Annotated in this window: 22 protein-coding genes and 1 tRNA gene; 4 read left to right on the top strand and 19 right to left on the bottom strand. The window is 68.5% G+C overall.

Annotation, left to right across the window (positions count from 1 at the left end):
• Nucleotides 1-6: 6 nt before the first annotated feature.
• Nucleotides 7-918, top strand: a complete 912-nt coding sequence (locus ACW4TU_RS22385) for a DUF3566 domain-containing protein (RefSeq protein WP_457416159.1) — start codon at nt 7-9, stop codon at nt 916-918.
• Between the two features lie 144 nt (nt 919-1,062).
• Nucleotides 1,063-1,139: transfer RNA gene (locus tag ACW4TU_RS22390), tRNA-Ile, on the top strand.
• Nucleotides 1,140-1,194: 55 nt separating this feature from the next.
• Here the strand turns inward: ACW4TU_RS22390 and ACW4TU_RS22395 are convergent.
• The 18 genes from ACW4TU_RS22395 to ACW4TU_RS22480 form a co-directional block, all read right to left on the bottom strand.
• The gene (locus ACW4TU_RS22395) at nt 1,195-2,352 is read right to left on the bottom strand and encodes a tyrosine-type recombinase/integrase (protein ID WP_457416162.1); all 1,158 of its coding nucleotides are present in this window, start codon (nt 2,350-2,352) and stop codon (nt 1,195-1,197) included.
• Nucleotides 2,352-2,540: a helix-turn-helix domain-containing protein gene (locus ACW4TU_RS22400; RefSeq protein ID WP_457416165.1), complete on the bottom strand. Its 189-nt coding sequence runs from the start codon at nt 2,538-2,540 to the stop codon at nt 2,352-2,354. Before ACW4TU_RS22400 ends, ACW4TU_RS22395 begins: the two co-directional genes overlap by 1 nt.
• A complete protein-coding gene (gene repSA / locus ACW4TU_RS22405) occupies nt 2,537-3,961 on the bottom strand; it encodes a replication initiator protein RepSA (RefSeq protein WP_457416167.1) in 1,425 nt (474 codons plus the stop codon). The genes ACW4TU_RS22400 and repSA overlap by 4 nt, the downstream gene beginning before the upstream one ends.
• Nucleotides 3,958-4,650 (bottom strand): DNA cytosine methyltransferase, encoded by a 693-nt coding sequence (locus ACW4TU_RS22410; protein WP_457416170.1) that lies wholly within the window; start codon nt 4,648-4,650, stop codon nt 3,958-3,960. The genes repSA and ACW4TU_RS22410 overlap by 4 nt, the downstream gene beginning before the upstream one ends.
• Nucleotides 4,647-4,847 (bottom strand): hypothetical protein, encoded by a 201-nt coding sequence (locus tag ACW4TU_RS22415; RefSeq protein WP_457416172.1) that lies wholly within the window; start codon nt 4,845-4,847, stop codon nt 4,647-4,649. The genes ACW4TU_RS22410 and ACW4TU_RS22415 overlap by 4 nt, the downstream gene beginning before the upstream one ends.
• Nucleotides 4,840-5,025 (bottom strand): hypothetical protein, encoded by a 186-nt coding sequence (locus ACW4TU_RS22420; RefSeq protein WP_457416175.1) that lies wholly within the window; start codon nt 5,023-5,025, stop codon nt 4,840-4,842. Before ACW4TU_RS22420 ends, ACW4TU_RS22415 begins: the two co-directional genes overlap by 8 nt.
• A gap of 94 nt (nt 5,026-5,119) precedes the next feature.
• On the bottom strand, nt 5,120-5,422 hold the full coding sequence (locus ACW4TU_RS22425; protein ID WP_457416178.1) for a SpdD protein: 303 nt from the start codon (nt 5,420-5,422) through the stop codon (nt 5,120-5,122).
• Between the two features lie 22 nt (nt 5,423-5,444).
• Nucleotides 5,445-5,600: a hypothetical protein gene (locus ACW4TU_RS22430; protein WP_457416181.1), complete on the bottom strand. Its 156-nt coding sequence runs from the start codon at nt 5,598-5,600 to the stop codon at nt 5,445-5,447.
• A 9-nt stretch (nt 5,601-5,609) separates the two neighbouring features.
• Nucleotides 5,610-5,798 (bottom strand): mobile element transfer protein, encoded by a 189-nt coding sequence (locus ACW4TU_RS22435; protein ID WP_457416184.1) that lies wholly within the window; start codon nt 5,796-5,798, stop codon nt 5,610-5,612.
• Between the two features lie 3 nt (nt 5,799-5,801).
• Nucleotides 5,802-5,987 carry a hypothetical protein gene (locus ACW4TU_RS22440; protein WP_457416187.1) on the bottom strand — a complete coding sequence of 62 codons (186 nt, stop codon included), beginning with the start codon at nt 5,985-5,987 and terminating at the stop codon, nt 5,802-5,804.
• 19 nt (nt 5,988-6,006) lie between these two features.
• Nucleotides 6,007-6,693 carry a DUF2637 domain-containing protein gene (locus ACW4TU_RS22445; RefSeq protein ID WP_457416190.1) on the bottom strand — a complete coding sequence of 229 codons (687 nt, stop codon included), beginning with the start codon at nt 6,691-6,693 and terminating at the stop codon, nt 6,007-6,009.
• A gap of 78 nt (nt 6,694-6,771) precedes the next feature.
• Nucleotides 6,772-6,945 carry a hypothetical protein gene (locus tag ACW4TU_RS22450; protein ID WP_457416193.1) on the bottom strand — a complete coding sequence of 58 codons (174 nt, stop codon included), beginning with the start codon at nt 6,943-6,945 and terminating at the stop codon, nt 6,772-6,774.
• Nucleotides 6,946-6,954: 9 nt separating this feature from the next.
• Nucleotides 6,955-8,277 carry an FtsK/SpoIIIE domain-containing protein gene (locus ACW4TU_RS22455; RefSeq protein WP_457416195.1) on the bottom strand — a complete coding sequence of 441 codons (1,323 nt, stop codon included), beginning with the start codon at nt 8,275-8,277 and terminating at the stop codon, nt 6,955-6,957.
• A 2-nt stretch (nt 8,278-8,279) separates the two neighbouring features.
• Entirely contained in the window at nt 8,280-8,615 is a 336-nt protein-coding gene (locus tag ACW4TU_RS22460) for an SCO3933 family regulatory protein (RefSeq protein WP_457416198.1), read from the bottom strand.
• A 164-nt stretch (nt 8,616-8,779) separates the two neighbouring features.
• Entirely contained in the window at nt 8,780-9,550 is a 771-nt protein-coding gene (locus tag ACW4TU_RS22465) for a GntR family transcriptional regulator (RefSeq protein WP_457416200.1), read from the bottom strand.
• Between the two features lie 55 nt (nt 9,551-9,605).
• On the bottom strand, nt 9,606-10,025 hold the full coding sequence (locus ACW4TU_RS22470) for a TIGR03668 family PPOX class F420-dependent oxidoreductase (RefSeq protein ID WP_457416203.1): 420 nt from the start codon (nt 10,023-10,025) through the stop codon (nt 9,606-9,608).
• A gap of 58 nt (nt 10,026-10,083) precedes the next feature.
• Nucleotides 10,084-10,920: a nuclease-related domain-containing protein gene (locus ACW4TU_RS22475; protein ID WP_457416206.1), complete on the bottom strand. Its 837-nt coding sequence runs from the start codon at nt 10,918-10,920 to the stop codon at nt 10,084-10,086.
• Nucleotides 10,921-12,569: 1,649 nt separating this feature from the next.
• Nucleotides 12,570-12,911 carry a DUF6344 domain-containing protein gene (locus ACW4TU_RS22480; protein ID WP_457416209.1) on the bottom strand — a complete coding sequence of 114 codons (342 nt, stop codon included), beginning with the start codon at nt 12,909-12,911 and terminating at the stop codon, nt 12,570-12,572.
• A 349-nt stretch (nt 12,912-13,260) separates the two neighbouring features.
• Between ACW4TU_RS22480 and ACW4TU_RS22485 the strand changes: the two genes are divergently transcribed.
• Both ACW4TU_RS22485 and ACW4TU_RS22490 read left to right on the top strand, forming a co-directional pair.
• Nucleotides 13,261-13,389 carry a DLW-39 family protein gene (locus ACW4TU_RS22485; protein ID WP_003999697.1) on the top strand — a complete coding sequence of 43 codons (129 nt, stop codon included), beginning with the start codon at nt 13,261-13,263 and terminating at the stop codon, nt 13,387-13,389.
• A 288-nt stretch (nt 13,390-13,677) separates the two neighbouring features.
• Nucleotides 13,678-15,033 (top strand): hypothetical protein, encoded by a 1,356-nt coding sequence (locus tag ACW4TU_RS22490; protein WP_457416211.1) that lies wholly within the window; start codon nt 13,678-13,680, stop codon nt 15,031-15,033.
• A 1-nt stretch (nt 15,034) separates the two neighbouring features.
• Here the strand turns inward: ACW4TU_RS22490 and ACW4TU_RS22495 are convergent, their stop codons facing one another.
• The gene (locus ACW4TU_RS22495; protein WP_457416214.1) at nt 15,035-16,948 is read right to left on the bottom strand and encodes a serine/threonine-protein kinase; all 1,914 of its coding nucleotides are present in this window, start codon (nt 16,946-16,948) and stop codon (nt 15,035-15,037) included.
• Between the last annotated feature and the right edge of the window lie 167 nt (nt 16,949-17,115).

Here is a 17,115-nt window from a genome sequence, read left to right on the forward strand (position 1 = left end):
GTCAACGTGAGCGGAGCCACGGGCGCCGGTTCGTCCGGCAGTTCGTCCGGTCCCTCGACCGGTACGGACAAAGACGGCGGCGGTCGTGGCTCCGCCGCGCGGGCGACCGACGGGCAGCAGGGTGCGGGGGACGCGCACAGTGCGACAGATCCGCACACGACCAACCTGCAGGCCATCAAGCCGCGTACGACCGGCAAGCGCTCGCCCGACACACGTGGATCCCAGGGATCCCAAGGATCCCAGGGGGGAACCGTGACGGACGCCAGAGGTCCGCAGACCCAGCAGTACGGGGCCGGCGGGGGCCCGGCCGGCCCCGGAGCCCCGGGTGCCATGCCGGTGACGGAACCCGCCGCGCAGCGCGCCCCCGCGCCGCCGCAGCAGTCGCCGTTGCCCGGTGAGCGGCAGCCGCAGCAGCCTGCCGGGCCCTACCACCCGCCGCAGGCCTACCCGTCGGCCGTCCCCGCGGCCCCGGTCCAGGCGCCCGCTCAGGCCCGCACTCCGGCGGGGGCCGTACGGCGTCCGCGTACGGGGGCGAGCACTCTGCCCCGCACGCGCAAGGCACGTCTGCGCGTGTCCAAGGCCGACCCGTGGTCGGTGATGAAGGTCAGCTTCCTGCTGTCGATCGCGCTGGGCATCTGCACGATCGTGGCGGCGGTGGTCCTGTGGATGGTCATGGACGCGATGGGCGTCTTCTCGACGGTCGGTGGCACGATCTCGGAGGCCACGGGGTCCAACGAGTCGAACGGCTTCGACCTCCAGTCCTTCCTGTCGCTTCCGCACGTCCTGATGTTCACGTCGGTCATCGCGGTCATCGACGTCGTCCTCGCGACGGCGCTGGCGACGCTCGGCGCGTTCATCTACAACCTCTCCGCGGGCTTTGTCGGCGGCATCGAGCTGACGCTCGCCGAGGACGAGTGAACTGAGCGGTGAGCAGGTGAAGCGCAGGTGAGGGGCGTCCTCAAACGTCCCTCACCTGCCGCCGGACTATCGATTTTGGGACTGACCGCGTCGTGCGCTAATCTTCAGAGGTCAGCGCGCGGGACATACACCGCAGAGCGCGGCGGGGCTATAGCTCAGTTGGTTAGAGCGCATCCCTGATAAGGATGAGGCCACAGGTTCAAATCCTGTTAGCCCCACCAGCACAAAGGCCCCCAGGCGATCACGCTTGGGGGCCTTTGACATCTACGGCTGACATCAACCGATGATTTGATCTTCCAGCAGTTCGGCGAGCATCTCGGTTGCCTCGCGTTGGTCGGAGCCGACCACGTGTGTGTAGACGTCCATGGTCATGCTGATCTGGCTGTGCCGGAGGATCGTCTGAGCCACCTTGGGGTGCACCTTCAGGAAGGCGAGCAGGGTCCCGCAGGTGTGTCGGGCGAGCCGCACTGTGATCCGACGCACACCGGCCCGCTTCACGAGGGCGTTGAAGGCTCGGGAGAAGCCCACCGGGTCGGTCAGCCCGCCGCGTTCCGCCGAAAAGATCACGTCATGATCCGGGGCTTGTTCCCAGCCATCACCGGCGATCTTCCGCTCCAACTCTTGCAGTTCCCGACGCTCCTCCAGGGCACGGGCGCAGAACTCCGGAAGCGGCAGCACGGCGGTCGAGGAATCGGTTTTGAGGTCCTTAAGGATCAGTCCCATGCCCTTCTCCCGCTGCACCTGCTTGGTCGGGGTGAATTGCCGGTTCTCAAAGTCGATGTCTTGCCAGCGCAGGCCCAGCACCTCGCTGCGGCGGAGCCCGAGAACGAGGATCAGAACGCACGCCGCGTAGAAGCGGTGGGCGCGGGCAGTCCGCAGGAAGCTGATCGCCTCACGCGCGCTCCAGGCCCTTCCCTTGTCCTTGCTGACTTTGGGCATGTCGACCAGCAGCGCGACGTTGCGCGTCAGCAGCTCCTCGCGCATGGCACGGTTGAGGGCATTCCGGAGCGTACGCAGCACCTCGAAGCGGGTAGCCGCGGGAACCTTCTCGCGAGTCAACGCGGCCATGCACGTACGGATCTGAGCCGGCGAGAGCTTGACCATGGGCTTCTTGCCGAGGTGAGGCACCAGGTAGAGCCGCACCTTGGACTCGTACTTGACGTACGTGTTGTGCTCGCGATCCGGCTTCACGATGTGCTCAAGCCAGTAGGCCAGCCACTCCCCGAGGCTCCAGGACCGGGACGGCACCGGGATGCCGTTGCGCTCCTGCTCTTGGAGCTTGCCGAGCTTCTCAGCGGCTTCATCCCAGGTGGCGCCGTAGACGTACTTCCGGACGCGGTTGCCCTCGGTGTCCGTGACGTACGCGGCACCCTGGTAACGGCCGTCAGCGCGCTTGGCGATCGTTCCGCCGCCGTTGGGTCGACGCTTGGCCATCAGGCAGCCCTCTCAATCTGCCCACGAATGAACTCCGCGACCGAGTCAGCGGGGATACGGCGGCATCCGTCGACCTTGATCGAGACCAGGCGGTGTGTTCGCATCAGGTCGTACACCTTGGTCCGGCCCATTTTGAGCGCCACCTTGACCTCATCCACGGTCAGCAGCACGGGGACGACGGTTGTCATACGGCGACTCCTTCCAGGTCGGGCAGATCGGCGAGGGCTTCGCGTGCGGTTTCGCGGTTGAGTTGGATGTCCCGGCGGATGTTGGCGGCGAGCCAGGATTCGCCGGGGGTGTATCCGTGGCCGGCGTAGGTCCAGTGGGCGAGCGTGAGCGTGGTCGTCTCCGGGTGGTCGTCGGGATCGGGCAGGCCGAGGGCAGCGCGTTGCTGAGCGGCTCGGTAGTCGGCTCTCACCTGGCGGAGGGCGCCGAGGGTGGTCGAGTAGCGGCGGGACTTGGTGGAGAAGTGGCCCCGGAAGCCGAGCATGTGCGCCCAGTCGCGGAGCTTGCGTTCCGGGTAGAGCGCGTGCAGGTCGAGGCATGCCTCGATCAGCCGGCGGGGGTGGTCGGGCACGCCGAGCAGGATCAGCGCTTCCGTGTTGCCGATCCGGCGATCAACGGTGCCTGTGGTCTCAGCCGCCTTGGTCGCGTACTTGGCGACGTAGGAGGCGACCGCGAGTTCCGTGATCTCCTCACCGTGGCCGAAGGCGCCGATCGGCTGGACGTCGAGTTGGGTACCCCACCGCAGGGTGCGGGCCGGCTCCATGCGTGCGGGTTGGTCGGGGTCCGGCTGGAAGCGGGCCGGGGGTACGTCGACCTGGACGCGGGCAGCGGCGGCATGGATGGCGTCGGTGAGCAGGCCGAGGGTGGCCCAGTACGGGGGCGGGGTGTCGGGTCCCTCGGGTCCGTCGAAGCGGATCACGGCGTGGAAGTGGACGGCGCCACGCTTCTGGTATTCGGCGACCTTGCCGAAGGCGAGGCGGGACTGTTCGTGAGCGTCTTTCTGGGTGAGGCCGGCCCTTTTGGCGATCTCGCGGCGGAGGTAGATCGTGAAGTAGCGCCACAGGTCGGAGGCGTGGTTGTTCCACAGCACCGCGCCCGGATAGTCGTACGTGGCCGGGTCGAGGGGGGTGCCGAGCTGGGGGTCGTCGTCGGGGTGGTGGGTGCCGCAGCGGCAGGGCCGGGTGCCGGGGCGGTTGTGGACGGGCCCGAACGAGGGTGCGGTGAGGGTGGCGAAGACGCGGGGGTGTTCGCGCACTGTCTCAGGCGTGCCCTTGGAGGGATCTCCGGTCAGGCCGGCTCGGATGAGGTGGTAGGTGTCGCCGGCGTAGGTCCAGGCGCAGGCGGGGCAGCGGGAGGCACGGCGGTTGCCGCACGCGATGCGGAGCATGCCGCCCGGCTCGCTGTCGGTGCTGTAGGCGTGCAGCACGGTCTTGGTCGCCGGATCGATGGTCTTGGTCGCGCCCGTCAGGCGGATGGGGTCGGAGCATCCCCCGGTACGGCGGATCTGTTCGTTCCAGCGGTCGAAGTCGGCCGAGCCGGCCACCCTCAGCACATCGGCGAGGGTGGCCGGGTCGAGACCCGCCGCGGTGGCGGAGTCGGTCACGCCAGCACCTCCTGACGGGTGGTCAGGAAGGCAGTGGCGAGCCAGTGTGTGTAGGCGGGTGGGATGGCTTCGGTGAGTTCCTCGCGGACATCGGTCCAGGTGATCCCCATGGCCGTCTGCATCTCGGTGGTGTCACCCTTGCCGCCTCCCTTGCCGTACGCGGCGATGTACGGGCCGTCCCGGTAGACGCCGTGACGCCAGCCGCGCACGTAACCGTCGTGCTTGACGTGCTTGGGCGTGGCGGTCGACCAGCGACCGAGTTCGAAGTTGCGGTGACGGAAGACGCCGAGCCCGAACATCACGCCGCACAGGCTGACGTCTTTGCGGATCGCGGCACGGCCGTTGGGCTGCTCGATGACGTACGGCAGTCCGGTCCTGTCGAGCAGGGCACGGGTGGGTGCCACGAGGTCTTCGTGCGTGCCGCCCCAGCCCTGGGAGTGGTTGGTGCCCACGGTGAGGGCGCAGCCGGCTTGGCAGGGCGGGGAGGCGTGCACGATCGTGTAGCGGCCGATCTCGCCCGTGGTGATCAGGTGGGCGAGGTATTCGAGGGCATCGCCCCGGTGGTAGGCGAAGGGGTAGCGGGGGCGGTCGGCGATGTCGCAGCCGTCGACCTCGAACCCGGCACGGTGGTAGCCCATGCCGGCGCCACCCGAGCAGGAGAACAGGTCGAGAACGCGGGGCGTGGTCATCGCCGGCCGCCCGTCCGGTGGGCAGGGCCGTGGTTTTCCTCCCAGCGCTGGACGAGCGCCTTGACGTTGTCCGTGCCGGTGGCCTGGTTGGTTGCGCCGCAACTGCCGCAGGCGTAGTCGGCGAAGGGTTCGGAGTAGGCGGAGTGCTGGCCGATGCGGATGCCGGGGAACTCATGCGTCGGGGTCAGGTCAGACACGGGAGGCCTCCCGTGTGCGGATCGGGCGGCGGGTGGTGCCGGTGCCCTGGCAGGCCGGGCAGGTGACGCGGAGGGTGACGCGGGAGCCGTCGCGGTGACGGGTACCGGTGGTGATGGCGGCGGTGGCGAAGCCGTCGCAGTCACGGCAGACGGGCAGGTTCGGGACGAGCTGAGGCATGATGAGTGAGCCCTTTCGGGTCCGTTGGATCTGGAAGGTGGGTTGGCGCCCGGAGCGGCGGAAGTTTGGCGACGGAGGCCGCTCCGGGGGCCGTTCAGCGGTGGTTGTTGAAGTCGTTGAGCATCGAGCGCAGGACGACCGCGACCACGGCCATGGACAGGCCGGTGATGGCGACGGCGAGCAGCAGCGAGACCAGGACCGCGCCGACGACGAGGACCACGGCACCGCCGCCGGCCGCGAGGGTGAGCGCACTGCCCGGGGTGAGCTGAACGGTCGGCCGGTTCGACACCGGAACCGGGGCAGGAGCCTGAGGAGCGGGTACCGGGGCGCCGGCGGTCGGCATGTACGGGGCCGGAGCCGGGGCGGTGTCCTGCGGGGGGTATTTCGGGGTGAACACGATGGTGTCCTTTCGGGCCGGGTTACTTGACGAGGGAGTCGAGGGCGGGGCTGAGGATGCTGTCGGAGACGAGGTAGCCACCGAGCAGGAGCAGCACGACCAGCCACATCGGCGGGCGGGTGAGCTTGATTCCGAGGTAGCCGACGATGATCACGGCGAGCCAGAGCGGAACGTCCATGGCGATCTCCTAGGCCTTGCAGCGGTGGGTGCGGGCGGCGAGTTCGGCGCCGGCTCGGTCGGTGTAGTCGCCGGAGAAGCCGCAGCCGGGGGCCGAGCAGGCAGCCGCGTGCTTGTCGCGGCCACGGCCGTCGTAGTACGTGGCGACCTGGACGGGGCCGATACGGATCACGTCGCGGAAGCGGCGATAGGCGGTCACGGGTCAGCCCTCCTGTCGGAGGCTGCGGCCGGGGAACTCAGCGAGGATGCGGGCCGCCGTGTCCGGGTCCGGGGTGCGGTCGGCCGCCTCCTCGGCGAGCAGGCGGGCCAGGGTCGGGCGGCCGACGTCGACCATCTCGCGGGCCGCGTCCACGAAGTCCGTGGGGCGGTCGAAGGTGAACCGGGGCATGAGCGGATCTCCTTTCAGATCAGGTGAGTTGGAGCTGTGCGGTGATCGCGTCGGACATCGGCGCGGGCAGTTGGAGACGGGCCGACAGAGCCGCGGCGGGCATCGGGGACCCGGTGGCGTTGCGGTGGGCATCGGCGATCTTCCTGGCGTGATCGAGCAGCGCGGCCGGGACCGTGGGCACGTCGACCGGGACGGGCTTGGGTGCCGGGGCCAGTTCCGGTACCGGAACCGGAACCGGTACCGGGTCCGGGGCAGGGTCCGCGGTGCGGTGTACCTCGACTTCCGGCGCGGCCGGCTGGTCGACAGGGGCGAGGCCGGGCGGGACGTCGTGATCCGGTGCCGAGTCCACGGGTGAGTGGACGAGGAGGGTGCCGCCGAGGAAGGCCAGGGCGGGCCAGCCGGCCACGAGGATGCGCAGCCAGGGCGGCACCTGTTGGAGGTCGAGGAGTCCGGCGGTGGCGATGTTCGCGCCGAGTGACGCGGCCAGGGCGATCGTGAACCAGGTCCAGGCCGAGCGGTCCCGGCGGGCGGTGCGCAGTCGGCGCCAGGCGGCGACGAGGAGCAGGTCGACCGAGACCGGGTAGGCCCAGGCTTTCCAGCCGGATTGTCCGGCCGCAGAGGCGAGGTCGTGTAGGTGGGCGAAGGACAGGGCGCCGGCGATGACGGCTTGTACGAGAACGGCGTCGGGGCGGATCGTACGGTTCATGATCTGCACCTCCCTTCTGGGGAGTTGGGCCAGGAAGCGGGCGGGGAACGGATCTCCAGCCGCCCAGCCCCGGCGGGTTCAGTCGGTGGCTTCGCCGGAGCCCAGGCAGGCGAGGCAGATGCCGGCTTGCTGGCCGACAGCGCGGCGTTTGCGGCCGACGTGGACGGTGCGGGAGACCTCACCGGAGCCCTCACAGGCCGGGCACTTCGCTGGTTCAGCCGGCGCGGGTGCGGTGGTCTTGGTCGCAGCCATCGCGGGCCCCTACTTGACCAGGGACAGGGCGTCGGCGGATGGTGTGGGAACGTCCGGACGGAAGGCGTCGAGGAACGGCAGATCCGGCACCAGGTGGGCGAAGTCCCGGCAGACGGCGGCGACTTCCTCACGGGAGACCTGGGGTGTGCGGATCAGGGACCAGCCGCCGTCCGCTTCCGTGGCCACGGCCGTACCGGCGCGATGGGCGGGGATGACGCAGGCGACCGGGACCGCAGTGGGGGCCACGTCTTTGAGGCCCATTTCGGCGGTTTCCTTGTCGTTGACCCGGTGCACGACACGGCCCGTAAGCTGAGCGCGCAGCATGGTGGCGCCCTTGCCGAGGTCGGAGCCGAAGCGCTGCCCGCAGATCTCCAGGTGGATGCCGACCGAGCGGGCCATCTGCGCCAGCCGGATCAGCGCCGTGACGATCCGCGTACGACGGTCCTCATCCTCCTTGCGGGAGATCAGGAAGAGTTCGGCGATCTCGTCGACCAGGACCACGATCGGAGCCGGCCGGAGCGCTTCGGGGAGTTCCCAGATGTCCGAGACGCCGTGCCGTTGGATGAGGTCGAAGCGGGATTCCATCTCCGCCACCAGCACATCGGCCAGGGAGGCGGCGGCGTCGGGGGTGGTGGCCAGGGCCGACAGACGCGGTGCGAACACGGACTGTTCCACCCCGCGCTTGCAGTCCATCCCCACCAGTGCCACCGGCAGTTGAGCCAGCCCCTTGACCAGGTTGCGCAGATACATGGACTTGCCCGAGAAGTTCGCGCCCAGCGTCAGGGCCATGGGCACCTTGCGGTAGTCCCGCTCGAACACGGTCCCGTCATCCCGCAGCGCGACCGGTACGCACAGGTCGTGAGGCTGAGCCGCCTTGCGCGGCATCCGCACCCGGCGCAGCACGTCATAGCCGGTCATCCGCAGTTCGACGAACCCCGGCTTGGTGACGACCACCCGCACCGCGTGCACACCCCATGCGTGCCGTAGACGCTCGGTGGAGGCGATCACGTCGGCGGGCTCCAGGCCGGCCGGAAGGCGCAGCGTGACCCGCAGTCCCGTCATGGTGCCGCGCATGCGGCGGATCTTCGGGGCTACCGGCTGCACCTCACGGCGGGCGACGTTGCGCGCCATGAACGCCCGCAGGCCGGACGGCTGGACCGTCAGACCGCACACATCCATGGTCGAGCGGTAGGAGAAGGTGAACCGGCCCCATGTGGCGGGCAGTCCCACCAGCGACCAGTACACCCGCGGCGCCCGGTACTTCGCGTAGCCGAGACCACCAGCGCCGCCTATGGCGCCCGTCGCCTCCAGCCATATGGTCAGGTCGGCCATGATCAGGCCCCCAGCGGGGTGACCGCCACCGCGCGGAACGAGATCCCGTGCCGCTTCTGGCCGTTGAACTCGTTCTCCCAGTCACGCGCCTTCAGTCCCGTGACGATCACCGGCGTGCCCGGCGCCAGACCCTCGGGGTAACCGGTCTCCGGAATCGTGACCTGGTAGAGGTTCCCCTCCCCCTCGTCCGAGACCAACAGGCCCACCGTCGACAGAGCCACGGCGGGGTTCTCGCGGTCCATAGCCCGCTCACCGGTCTTCTTGTTGACCATCTTCGGTTCGGGCGCAGTCGCCACGAACACCACAGCAGTCGAAGTGTCGATCTTGAAGGACGGCATGCGTCACTCCCCTGTACGGCGGAAAAGCGCAAGCTCTCCGCTGGCGTCAGCTTGTATATCCAAGCTGTGTCATCACCGTAGGGGTCGCAACTTGGATATGCAAGTGCGGAGCCAAAAAAAGAGGGCCCGAAGGCCCTCTGGATGCGATCGTGCGGGTTGCCGACTCAGGGCACGTCGATCACGTACCGGAAGACGTGCCGGTCACAAGGGACGCGTGAATCCAGCACTTCAACCACCTGACCTGCGGCGGTGTGGGCAGTTCGGAAGACACGGGCCAGCGGCACGCCGGGCGGGATGCTCAGCGCGTCCACCTCGGACGGGCCCGGCATGCGAATCTCAAGATCTTCCACGAACTGGACGATCCGTTGCCTGACCGGCCCCTCCGGATCTTCGATCAGCCGGCTCACTCCCCCGCGAATCCGACGAGGTGCTTCCACCTCTGTGCCACTGAACAGGTCGGCGGGGTAGTAGCCGTCAACGAGCTGCATCGGTGCGTCGTTCACGAAGAACGCGCGCCGGCGGACGATGACGGACGCACCTTCCTCCACTCCGAGCCGTGACGCGATGTCTGCGGGAGCCGGTACCGTTCCAACCTCCAAGATGCGTTGCTCGGGGCGCAGGCCTTGGGCGGCAGCTTCGGCGTTGAAGTTGCTGACGCCGGTCTGCCGACGCTCCCTGAAGTTCGCCCCTGTGGTGAGCATCTGGACGTTCGGGCGGGGACGGACGAACACCCCGCGCCCTTGCTCACTGATGAGCAGGCCGTCAGCCTTCAGCAGCGCCAGAGCCTTCCGCACCGTGACGCGCGTCGTTTCGTATTGATCTTTGAGTTCGTTCTCCGAGCGCAGCTTCTCGCCCGGGGGTAGATCTCCGGAAAGGATCAGCTCGCGCAGATCTTCGGCAATCTTCCTGAATGTAGGAAGATCCTTCTCTGCCATCTAGGTCACCTCGACTTGGCTATGCAAGCCAGCCTACGTGACTGCACTGAGAACGTCACCCAATGAACGCCCAGCCGCTCCAGTGCTCAACGCGGACGATCACTACCGGCCCCTCAGGCGGGTGATCGCGATACTGCTCATACTTGTCTTGCAGCAGCTCAACGGCCTTTTGCCGCTCGTCGCCACTGTCCCAGATCTCCGCTTGGCCATCGGCCCTCGACCACCAGAGCGTGGACCAGTCGGGGGCGTAGTGATCAACGAGGACCGCGACGTGGGGGTTCTCTCGAATGTTCCGGAGTCGCCGCAGGTTCCATGAGGTCTTGGGCTTGTGATCGATCGCGAAGAACACGGCGTCATTGCTGAGCGCGAACGTGATCGGTACGACGTGGGGGACACCGTCAGCGCCAGCAGTCGCCAGGCGCGCGACCGGCGACGAGGCGAACCTCGTACGAGCATCGGAAGAAGCAAGTTTCACGTGGTCACCGTATTCAGGCAGGCAAGCGACGGGGGAATCCGTCCAACTTGATCAAGGGCTAAGCCCAGGTTCGCCGATCACGAGCGACGGCATAGACGCACTCGATCTCCTCCGGCCTGAGTACCCCTTCTTGCCGCCGGAAAGCCGAGATCTCTCGATCCCTGATCACTTTGACGTCGCCAAGGGTCCCGGGGCCGGACACGTCGGCCGCAGCGACGAAGACCAGCACCGGAGTCACCTTCACCGAGAAGCCGCAACCCCTGGTCAGCACCGCCGACGTCCTGCTGCCCTCATGGCGACTATTGCGGACGTACGGGTGCGTTGGACCGCCGTTCACCTTTACCGAGCTATCGCCTACCCAGATACGGGCGTTGCGAAAGTACTTGGTGTTCAGGCAGAAGACGCCCCCCGGTCCGATCAGCAAGTGATCGACATCTGCCCCGCTTGGCAGAAGTATGGAGTGGAGCGGATGCCAGCCCCGCCGTTTGAGTCGATCAAGCTTGGCGCCAACGATCCGTTCCCCAGCGACCCCCTTCCGCCAGGAGTCGCGGTCATCCTTCTGACGCCACAGGCGCATCACTTGCCGGGTCATCCAGGTTGGAGCTCCCTCCAGTTGTGGCAGGAGGGAGTCACCAGGCCGGTTCACGGCTAGATCATCGGCCACGGATAGGGGAGGGAGTGCAGCCGACGAAAGCGACGCACCGGAAACCTGAGAGGAGATGCCGACCATGTGCGGTGCCAAGGCATCCAGCACTTGGTCCCGGTACAACGTCTCGTGCACCTTCAGATACCCAGAAGCGCAGTCGTACCAGGCAACAGCTTCGCCTCCTTCAGTGGTCACGTAGAGCCGATCGTGCCCATGGCGCTTCCACCGTTTGACCACTAAGCCGGACATTCCCACCTCGCTGGATGACGACGCATCCCCGTGATGGCATCAGCTCCCGTGCCGATCAGCAAGAAGGCGTCCAGTGATCAACTCGCAGGCAAGCCTGAGCTGTTACAGATTTCTCTACCTCATCAAGTGCCCGCGCAAGCGCGGGCTGGCCCCTGGGCCCGGCCCTCTGCGCCTACGGCGCCGGGCCGTGCCCCTGGGCCGCAACGGGTTACGGCCCTGAGTAGAAACGCTGTACGGGCAAGCCACGGTCAAAACGAGCCTCCGGCGGGGGATCGGCCGGCACCGGGGCGGAGGGGGCGCCGTTCCCGGCTGCCGGTCCGTAGTGGCGTGCGCGGGGAGCTTCCATCCCGACCGCCATCGACCCAGGCAGAGCCGAGCAGACGAGGCCCAGGGCGTCAAGGTCGTTCGTACAGTGGCGCGCTCCACCTTGACGCCCTGAACCACGCCTGCTCCACGGTGTGTGGGTCGACGGCGGACGGGACGGAAGCTGGGGTGAGTGGTGGGTTGAGTCGGGGTTGGATCCTGCCGGGATGTTTCACGTGAAACCACCACCCGCGTACGCCTACCAGCAGCTGGTTCTCAAGGTTCATAGCGTCTGAGTTGCGCCGTCCTGACGCATCGCCACTGGCTTCTATGCATCTGACCTGCAGAAATAGTGTGACTTCCGGCGTTGTCAAAGGTGACCGGTAAGATGAGCGCAGCTACTTCGCGAAGCTCTCATGTGAACTGCTCTTTGGGGGAGACGAGTTCATGGTCTCCGGCCCATAGCGGGTCGGTCTGGAGAGCGGAAGGAGGTGGCTAGATGAGCGAGAACCCTAAGACGCGCCGACACAAGTGGACCTGCCCAGAGAAGTGGCAGGTTGGCTTGACGGCCGTGGCACTGGTGTTCGCGATCGTCGAGCGAGCGGGTTGGTTTTTCTGACCCGACAGGCAGCCGGTCGGAGGCGATCGTGATGAGCTGTAAATGCAGCGAGTCCGGTCGGTATCAGCTCGACCGGACTCGCTAAGGCAAGGGGTTTGGTCCTGGTTGGCGCCGGGGCCAAACCCCCTCTGTCTACGGTAGTTACTAGAAAAGCCCTGATCGGGGCCCTAGCCGGAGACAATCTGTCTACTACGATACCTCCGCTTTGACCTGACTGGCCAGCCAAGACGGTCCGCCGTGTAGCTACAAGCTGCTCTCGCCTGTAGCTACAGCCATACGGATCTCTCTCCAATTAAGCAATCATCGGCGAAGCGTCCAGCTTGTCTGGTGCCCTCGCAGGGCTCGTTAACGTCTATAGCGTGCGCCTCGTCTTAGGGATGCAGGGCCCAGTTTTGTCAAGACCGGGACGGTGCGCTGACATCAGTGGCTGACACCAACAGGCGCGGACAGCAGCGGTCGACACCGGACCGCAGCGGACGATCGACCGAAGCGCGGGACTGGTTGGTCGACGTTGGCGGTTGCCCATGATCGACCTGATAAGGATGAGGCCACAGGTTCAAATCCTGTTAGCCCCACAGTGAAATGACCCCCAGCCAGTGATGGTTGGGGGTCTTTCGTTTGTCCTGGTGCTTCTCCTTGTGGCTTTGTACGCAAGTTCGCCGCTACATGGGGAGGGGGATCACACGAGGGTCACGCGAGGGATCACACGAGGGGTCTGCGAGCGGGGTCAGGATGGCGGCTGTGCCGCCGTCTCGGCGTCCGTGCCGGTCTCCTGGCCGGCTTCCGTCTCCGCGTCCGTGTCGGCGGGTGAGCGGTGGCGGCAGCTCGGGGAGGAGCCGTGGGCCTCGGCTCGGATGCGCTGCTTCATCGTGGGAGGCAGGGACCGGGCGTAGGACCAGGCCCAAGCGGCTGTTGGCGGTACGACCGCGGGAGCGGTGCAGTTGCGCGCCGGGTGGCTCTCGGCTACCGCCGCGGCGGCGGTCGTCGTGATCAGGCCGAGCATCGTGCACAGCGCCAGGAAGGCGGTGACGACGACGGTCCACAGCTTCATGACCTTGTTCTGGGCCATGGCCCCTCACTTTCAGGTTGGGCGATTTGCGTACTTTCCTCATGATGTGTATGGCGACCGCGAAGTGGTGGACCGACGCCCGCGGCGCGTCGATCTTCCGATGAACACCACTCGGATGGGTGCAAGAGGTGCGAAAAGCGGAGGAGAAGTGCGGAAACGGGGTCCAGTAGGGCGAATAGTCACGGTACGTGGAGATGTGATCACCCTCCGATCGGAGAGGTGGCATCCGCTTCTACTGCTGTGCGCCGGGCGGGAGTTGGGGGTCGGCGCAGGTCACCGATCGGTCTCGGCCGGAGGGTATAGTCGGGCGCCAGAGGTCCCCTACGTCAAGGAAAGACGAGGTCGCACGGTGAAGAAGCTTCTCCTGGTCGCACTGGCCGCCATCGGCGGGCTCCTCGTGTACCGCCAGATCCAGGCGGATCGCGCCGAGCAGGATCTGTGGACGGAGGCGACCGACTCCGTGCCCACGGGTTCGTGAGTATCGACAGCAGTCTGTGAACAGACCCCGGCCGCCGACGCGGTCGGGGTTTTGTGTTGTCCGGGGTGTTGTCGCGGGCGGTGCGCGGTTCGCCGTCGTGAACGAATAGATTGCTGAGGCAAATCGAGCGCCTCGGGGCGGGTTGGTTCGGGCGCTCGTACGAATTGCGGGCGTGCCGGGACGCCCGGCGGGGCAGGATGGGCGACGGTCCGGGCAGAAACCGTGCCCGGGCGCGGCGGGAACGGCGGACGGTTCGGGCAGCGGCGAGGCATGACGAGGGGGCGCGTGATGGGGCGGCGCACGGTTCGGGGCGCGGTCGTGGCGGCGATGCTGTGCGTTGTGGCGGGGCTGGGAGCGGGCCCGGGGGCCGGCTCCGAGGCGGTCGCCGCGCAGGATGCGTACGCGTACGACTTCGCCGAGGGCGCCCAGGCCGTCGAAGGAGCCGCGAGCACCACGGACGCCGTGGGGCTGGAGCCCGGCGGGACCTACCGCAGCACCCTCCCGGTCAACGGAAGGATCTACTTCCGCCTCGCACTTGACGCCACGTCGAACGCGTACGTCTCCGCGACCGCCGTCCCCCGGCAGGGCACGACGGTGTCCTCCTCCGACGGCGTCAAGGTGGCCATGCAGGACGCCGACGCCCGCTCCTGCTCCTACGACAGCACACGCTTCGGGGCCTCACGCAGCCCGCATCCGGTCGCCGCCTGGGCGGCACGCGCGACCGACGGCGAGACGACGGCGTGTCAGGGAGCCGGTACGTACTACGTGGTCGTGGACCGCATCGACTCGGCGGGCTCGTCGTCGGACGACTGGGACCTGGAGCTGACGTACGTGTCGGAGCCGGGCCTCGCGAACAAGGCTGCGACGACCGCGCCCGCCTCACCCGAGTCCTGGGACTCCGCCCCGCCCGATCCGCTCACCGGCGACGCCGTCCGCCGCGAGGGCGGAGCCGGCTTCGCCACGGCCGCCCCGGTGGGGCAGGGAGTCTGGCAGGACGACATCACGCCCGGTCGGACACTGTTCTACCGGGTGCCGGTCGACTGGGGGCAGCAGCTCCATGTGGTTGCCGAACTGGGCAGTTCCAGCAGTGGTTCCGGCGGCAGCGGGTACGTCAGCAGCGCGCTCGTCATGTCCCTCTACAACCCCGCGCGCGGGTACGTCGACGACGAGGGCCTCGTCTACGACGGCCGCCAGAGCTCGGCCGCCCTCGATCCGCTGCCACCCGCCGCCTACGCCAACCGTTACGGCGTCGGCGACCGGACGAGCGGGATGCGGTTCGCCGGCTCGTACTACCTGGTCGTCCATCTCGCCGAGCAGATGACGGAACGATTCGGCACGGGACCGTACGGACTGACACTGCGGGTGCAGGTGAGCGGTACGGCGCAGGACGCCCCCGGATATCTGGGGCAGTCCGTACCCCGGGACACGTTCGCGGTGACGGAACAGGACCGGGAAGCTGCAGGCGGATGGACGTCCGGCGGGGTGGCCGCCGCTACGGGAGCCGACGGGGCGGACGGCGGCGGCGGGGGCGGTGACGCCGCCATGCGGGTCGTCGCGGTGAGCGGCATCGGGGCGGGGAGCGCGCTGGTGCTGGGGCTCGGGCTGTGGACGGCGGTCGCTCGGCGGCGGGTCCGACGCGCCTAGCTCAGATACGGAACAGAGCCCAGAAACCCACGGCGTAGCAGGCCAGGGCGAGGAACAGGACCGGTATCGCCACCTTCGCGGGCGGGCCGGGACGACGCTGACGGCGTCGGCCGCGGTGCTGCGGAGCCGCCTGCGGGGAGAGCGCGGTCTGCGGGGACCTGACGGCGTACGAAGGGGACGAGGCGTACGCGTCCTGCCGCAGCGTCGGAGTCGCGGTCGCGGTCGGGATCTGGGTGGCGGTCCGGGGCATGTGCGGCTGGGGGGAGTGCGTATGCGCGGGCTCGAAAGGCGGGTGCCCGAAGGACGGGACCTGGAAGGGCGGAGGTACGTGGACGGCTCCCGGCGCCGGGAGCGGGACAGCCGTGGGAGGAGTGAAGGGCTGCGCCGGCCGGTGGTGGGAGTGCTGGTGCTGCGGCGTGCCGGAGGCGACGGCGACCTGGGGAGGCGGCAGGTGGAAGCTCCCCGTGTCCGACATGGCGGACGGCTGGGGCGGGACCACCGCCGGTGGGTGAGGAGGACGCGGAGGTGTGACGTCCGGCTGGGGCGGGGCGCCGTCCCGCTGAGCGGGGTGAGAGGGGTGCGCCGGGTATGCCGGCGGAGCCTGCGGTCCCTGCCCAGAAGTGCCCGCGCTGTCCGGCCGCGGGGGACGGCCCGGTACGGAGTCGCCTCCGGGCCGGACCGGGGCAGCGCCGGTCGACTGCCAGGGTTGCCCGGCACCGGAGCCGGCGCCTGAGGGCATGGGGTCCCTGACCGGCTTGGCGGGTACGGCACCTGTGCCTGGCCCGGAGAGCGGGGAGACGGTTCCCGGTGTCGGTCCGAGTCCCGGCCCTGTGTGCGTGCCGCCGGTCGCCGGGCCGGTGGGTGTGCCGTCGGGGTTCGGTTCGCGGTACGGGTCGTAGCGGCGGGCTGCTCCTGGGCCGGTCTCCACGCCGGTGTGCACGCTGTCCGGCTCGCCGTGTCCGGCGCCGGTGTCCGGCCCGCTGGTGGCTCGGCCGGTGCGCGCGCGGCCGTTCGTGGTCACGCCGGGGGACGGCTTGAGGGGGCCGGTCGGGGCGAAGCCCTTGGGGAGAGGGCCGAGTTGGTCGAAGATCTCGATCAGCTCGTCGTCGGGGCCGGGCTCGGGCAGGAGTTCGGCAGCCTGTGCAAGGGCCTTGCGGGCGCCCGTGGCGGTGCGGAACCGCGCCTGCGGGTCCGGTTGCAGCAGCGTGGCCACGACCTGCCAGAGCGGCTCGGGTATGCCCTGCGGGGCGCTGGGCGTGCCGTGCTCCGCGAAGTACTCGATGAGGGCCTTGGAGTCCGGTTTGGCGCCCTCCAGGAGATAGAGGGCGACCAGACCCACGGCGAACAGGTCGGAGGGGAAGTCCGGGTCCGCGCCCAGCATCTGCTCGGGGGCGAAGTATCCGGGGGTGCCCACCACGTAGTCGGTCTCCGTCAACCGGGGCTCGCCCAGCCGCATCGCTATACCGAAGTCGGACAGCCGCAGCCGCGGGCGGCCTGTACCGGTCGCTTCGAGCAGCACGTTGGCCGGCTTGATGTCCCGGTGGACGACGCCCTCCGCGTGCACGGCGGCGAGGCCGGAGAGGAGCTGGTCGAGGAGGGTGCAGACGAACGCGGGCGGCAGGGGGCCGTAGTCCGCGATCAGGTGGACGAGCGAGCCGCCGGCGACCAGGTCCATGGTGAACAGGACCTTGTCGTCGTCGGCGGCCCAGCTGGCCGGGGCCAGGACATGCGGGTGGTCGATCCGCAGGGCCTGTTCGCGGACGAAGCGCAGCAGTGAGTGGGCGTCGCTCTGCTGCAGGACCTTGGCGGCCACGTACCGACGGCGGCGGTGGTCCCAGGCACGCCAGACCGCGCCGACTCCCCCGCGCCCGATCGGGTCGGCCAGTTCGTACCGGCCGGCGAAGACCTCACCCATGGCTCTGCGTCGATCCCCCTTCGGATCACCGCTCGGTCGGTTCCGGACCGGCGGGTGGTACGGCTCCTCCTACCCCACTGCGGAGCCCGCTGTCACCCTGCTCGCCCAGAACCTGTCTCCGTACCTGTTTCCCTGACTGCTGGTCGCTGTCCGCCCCCGGTTCGTGT

The organism is Streptomyces kryoterrae, from assembly GCF_054072135.1.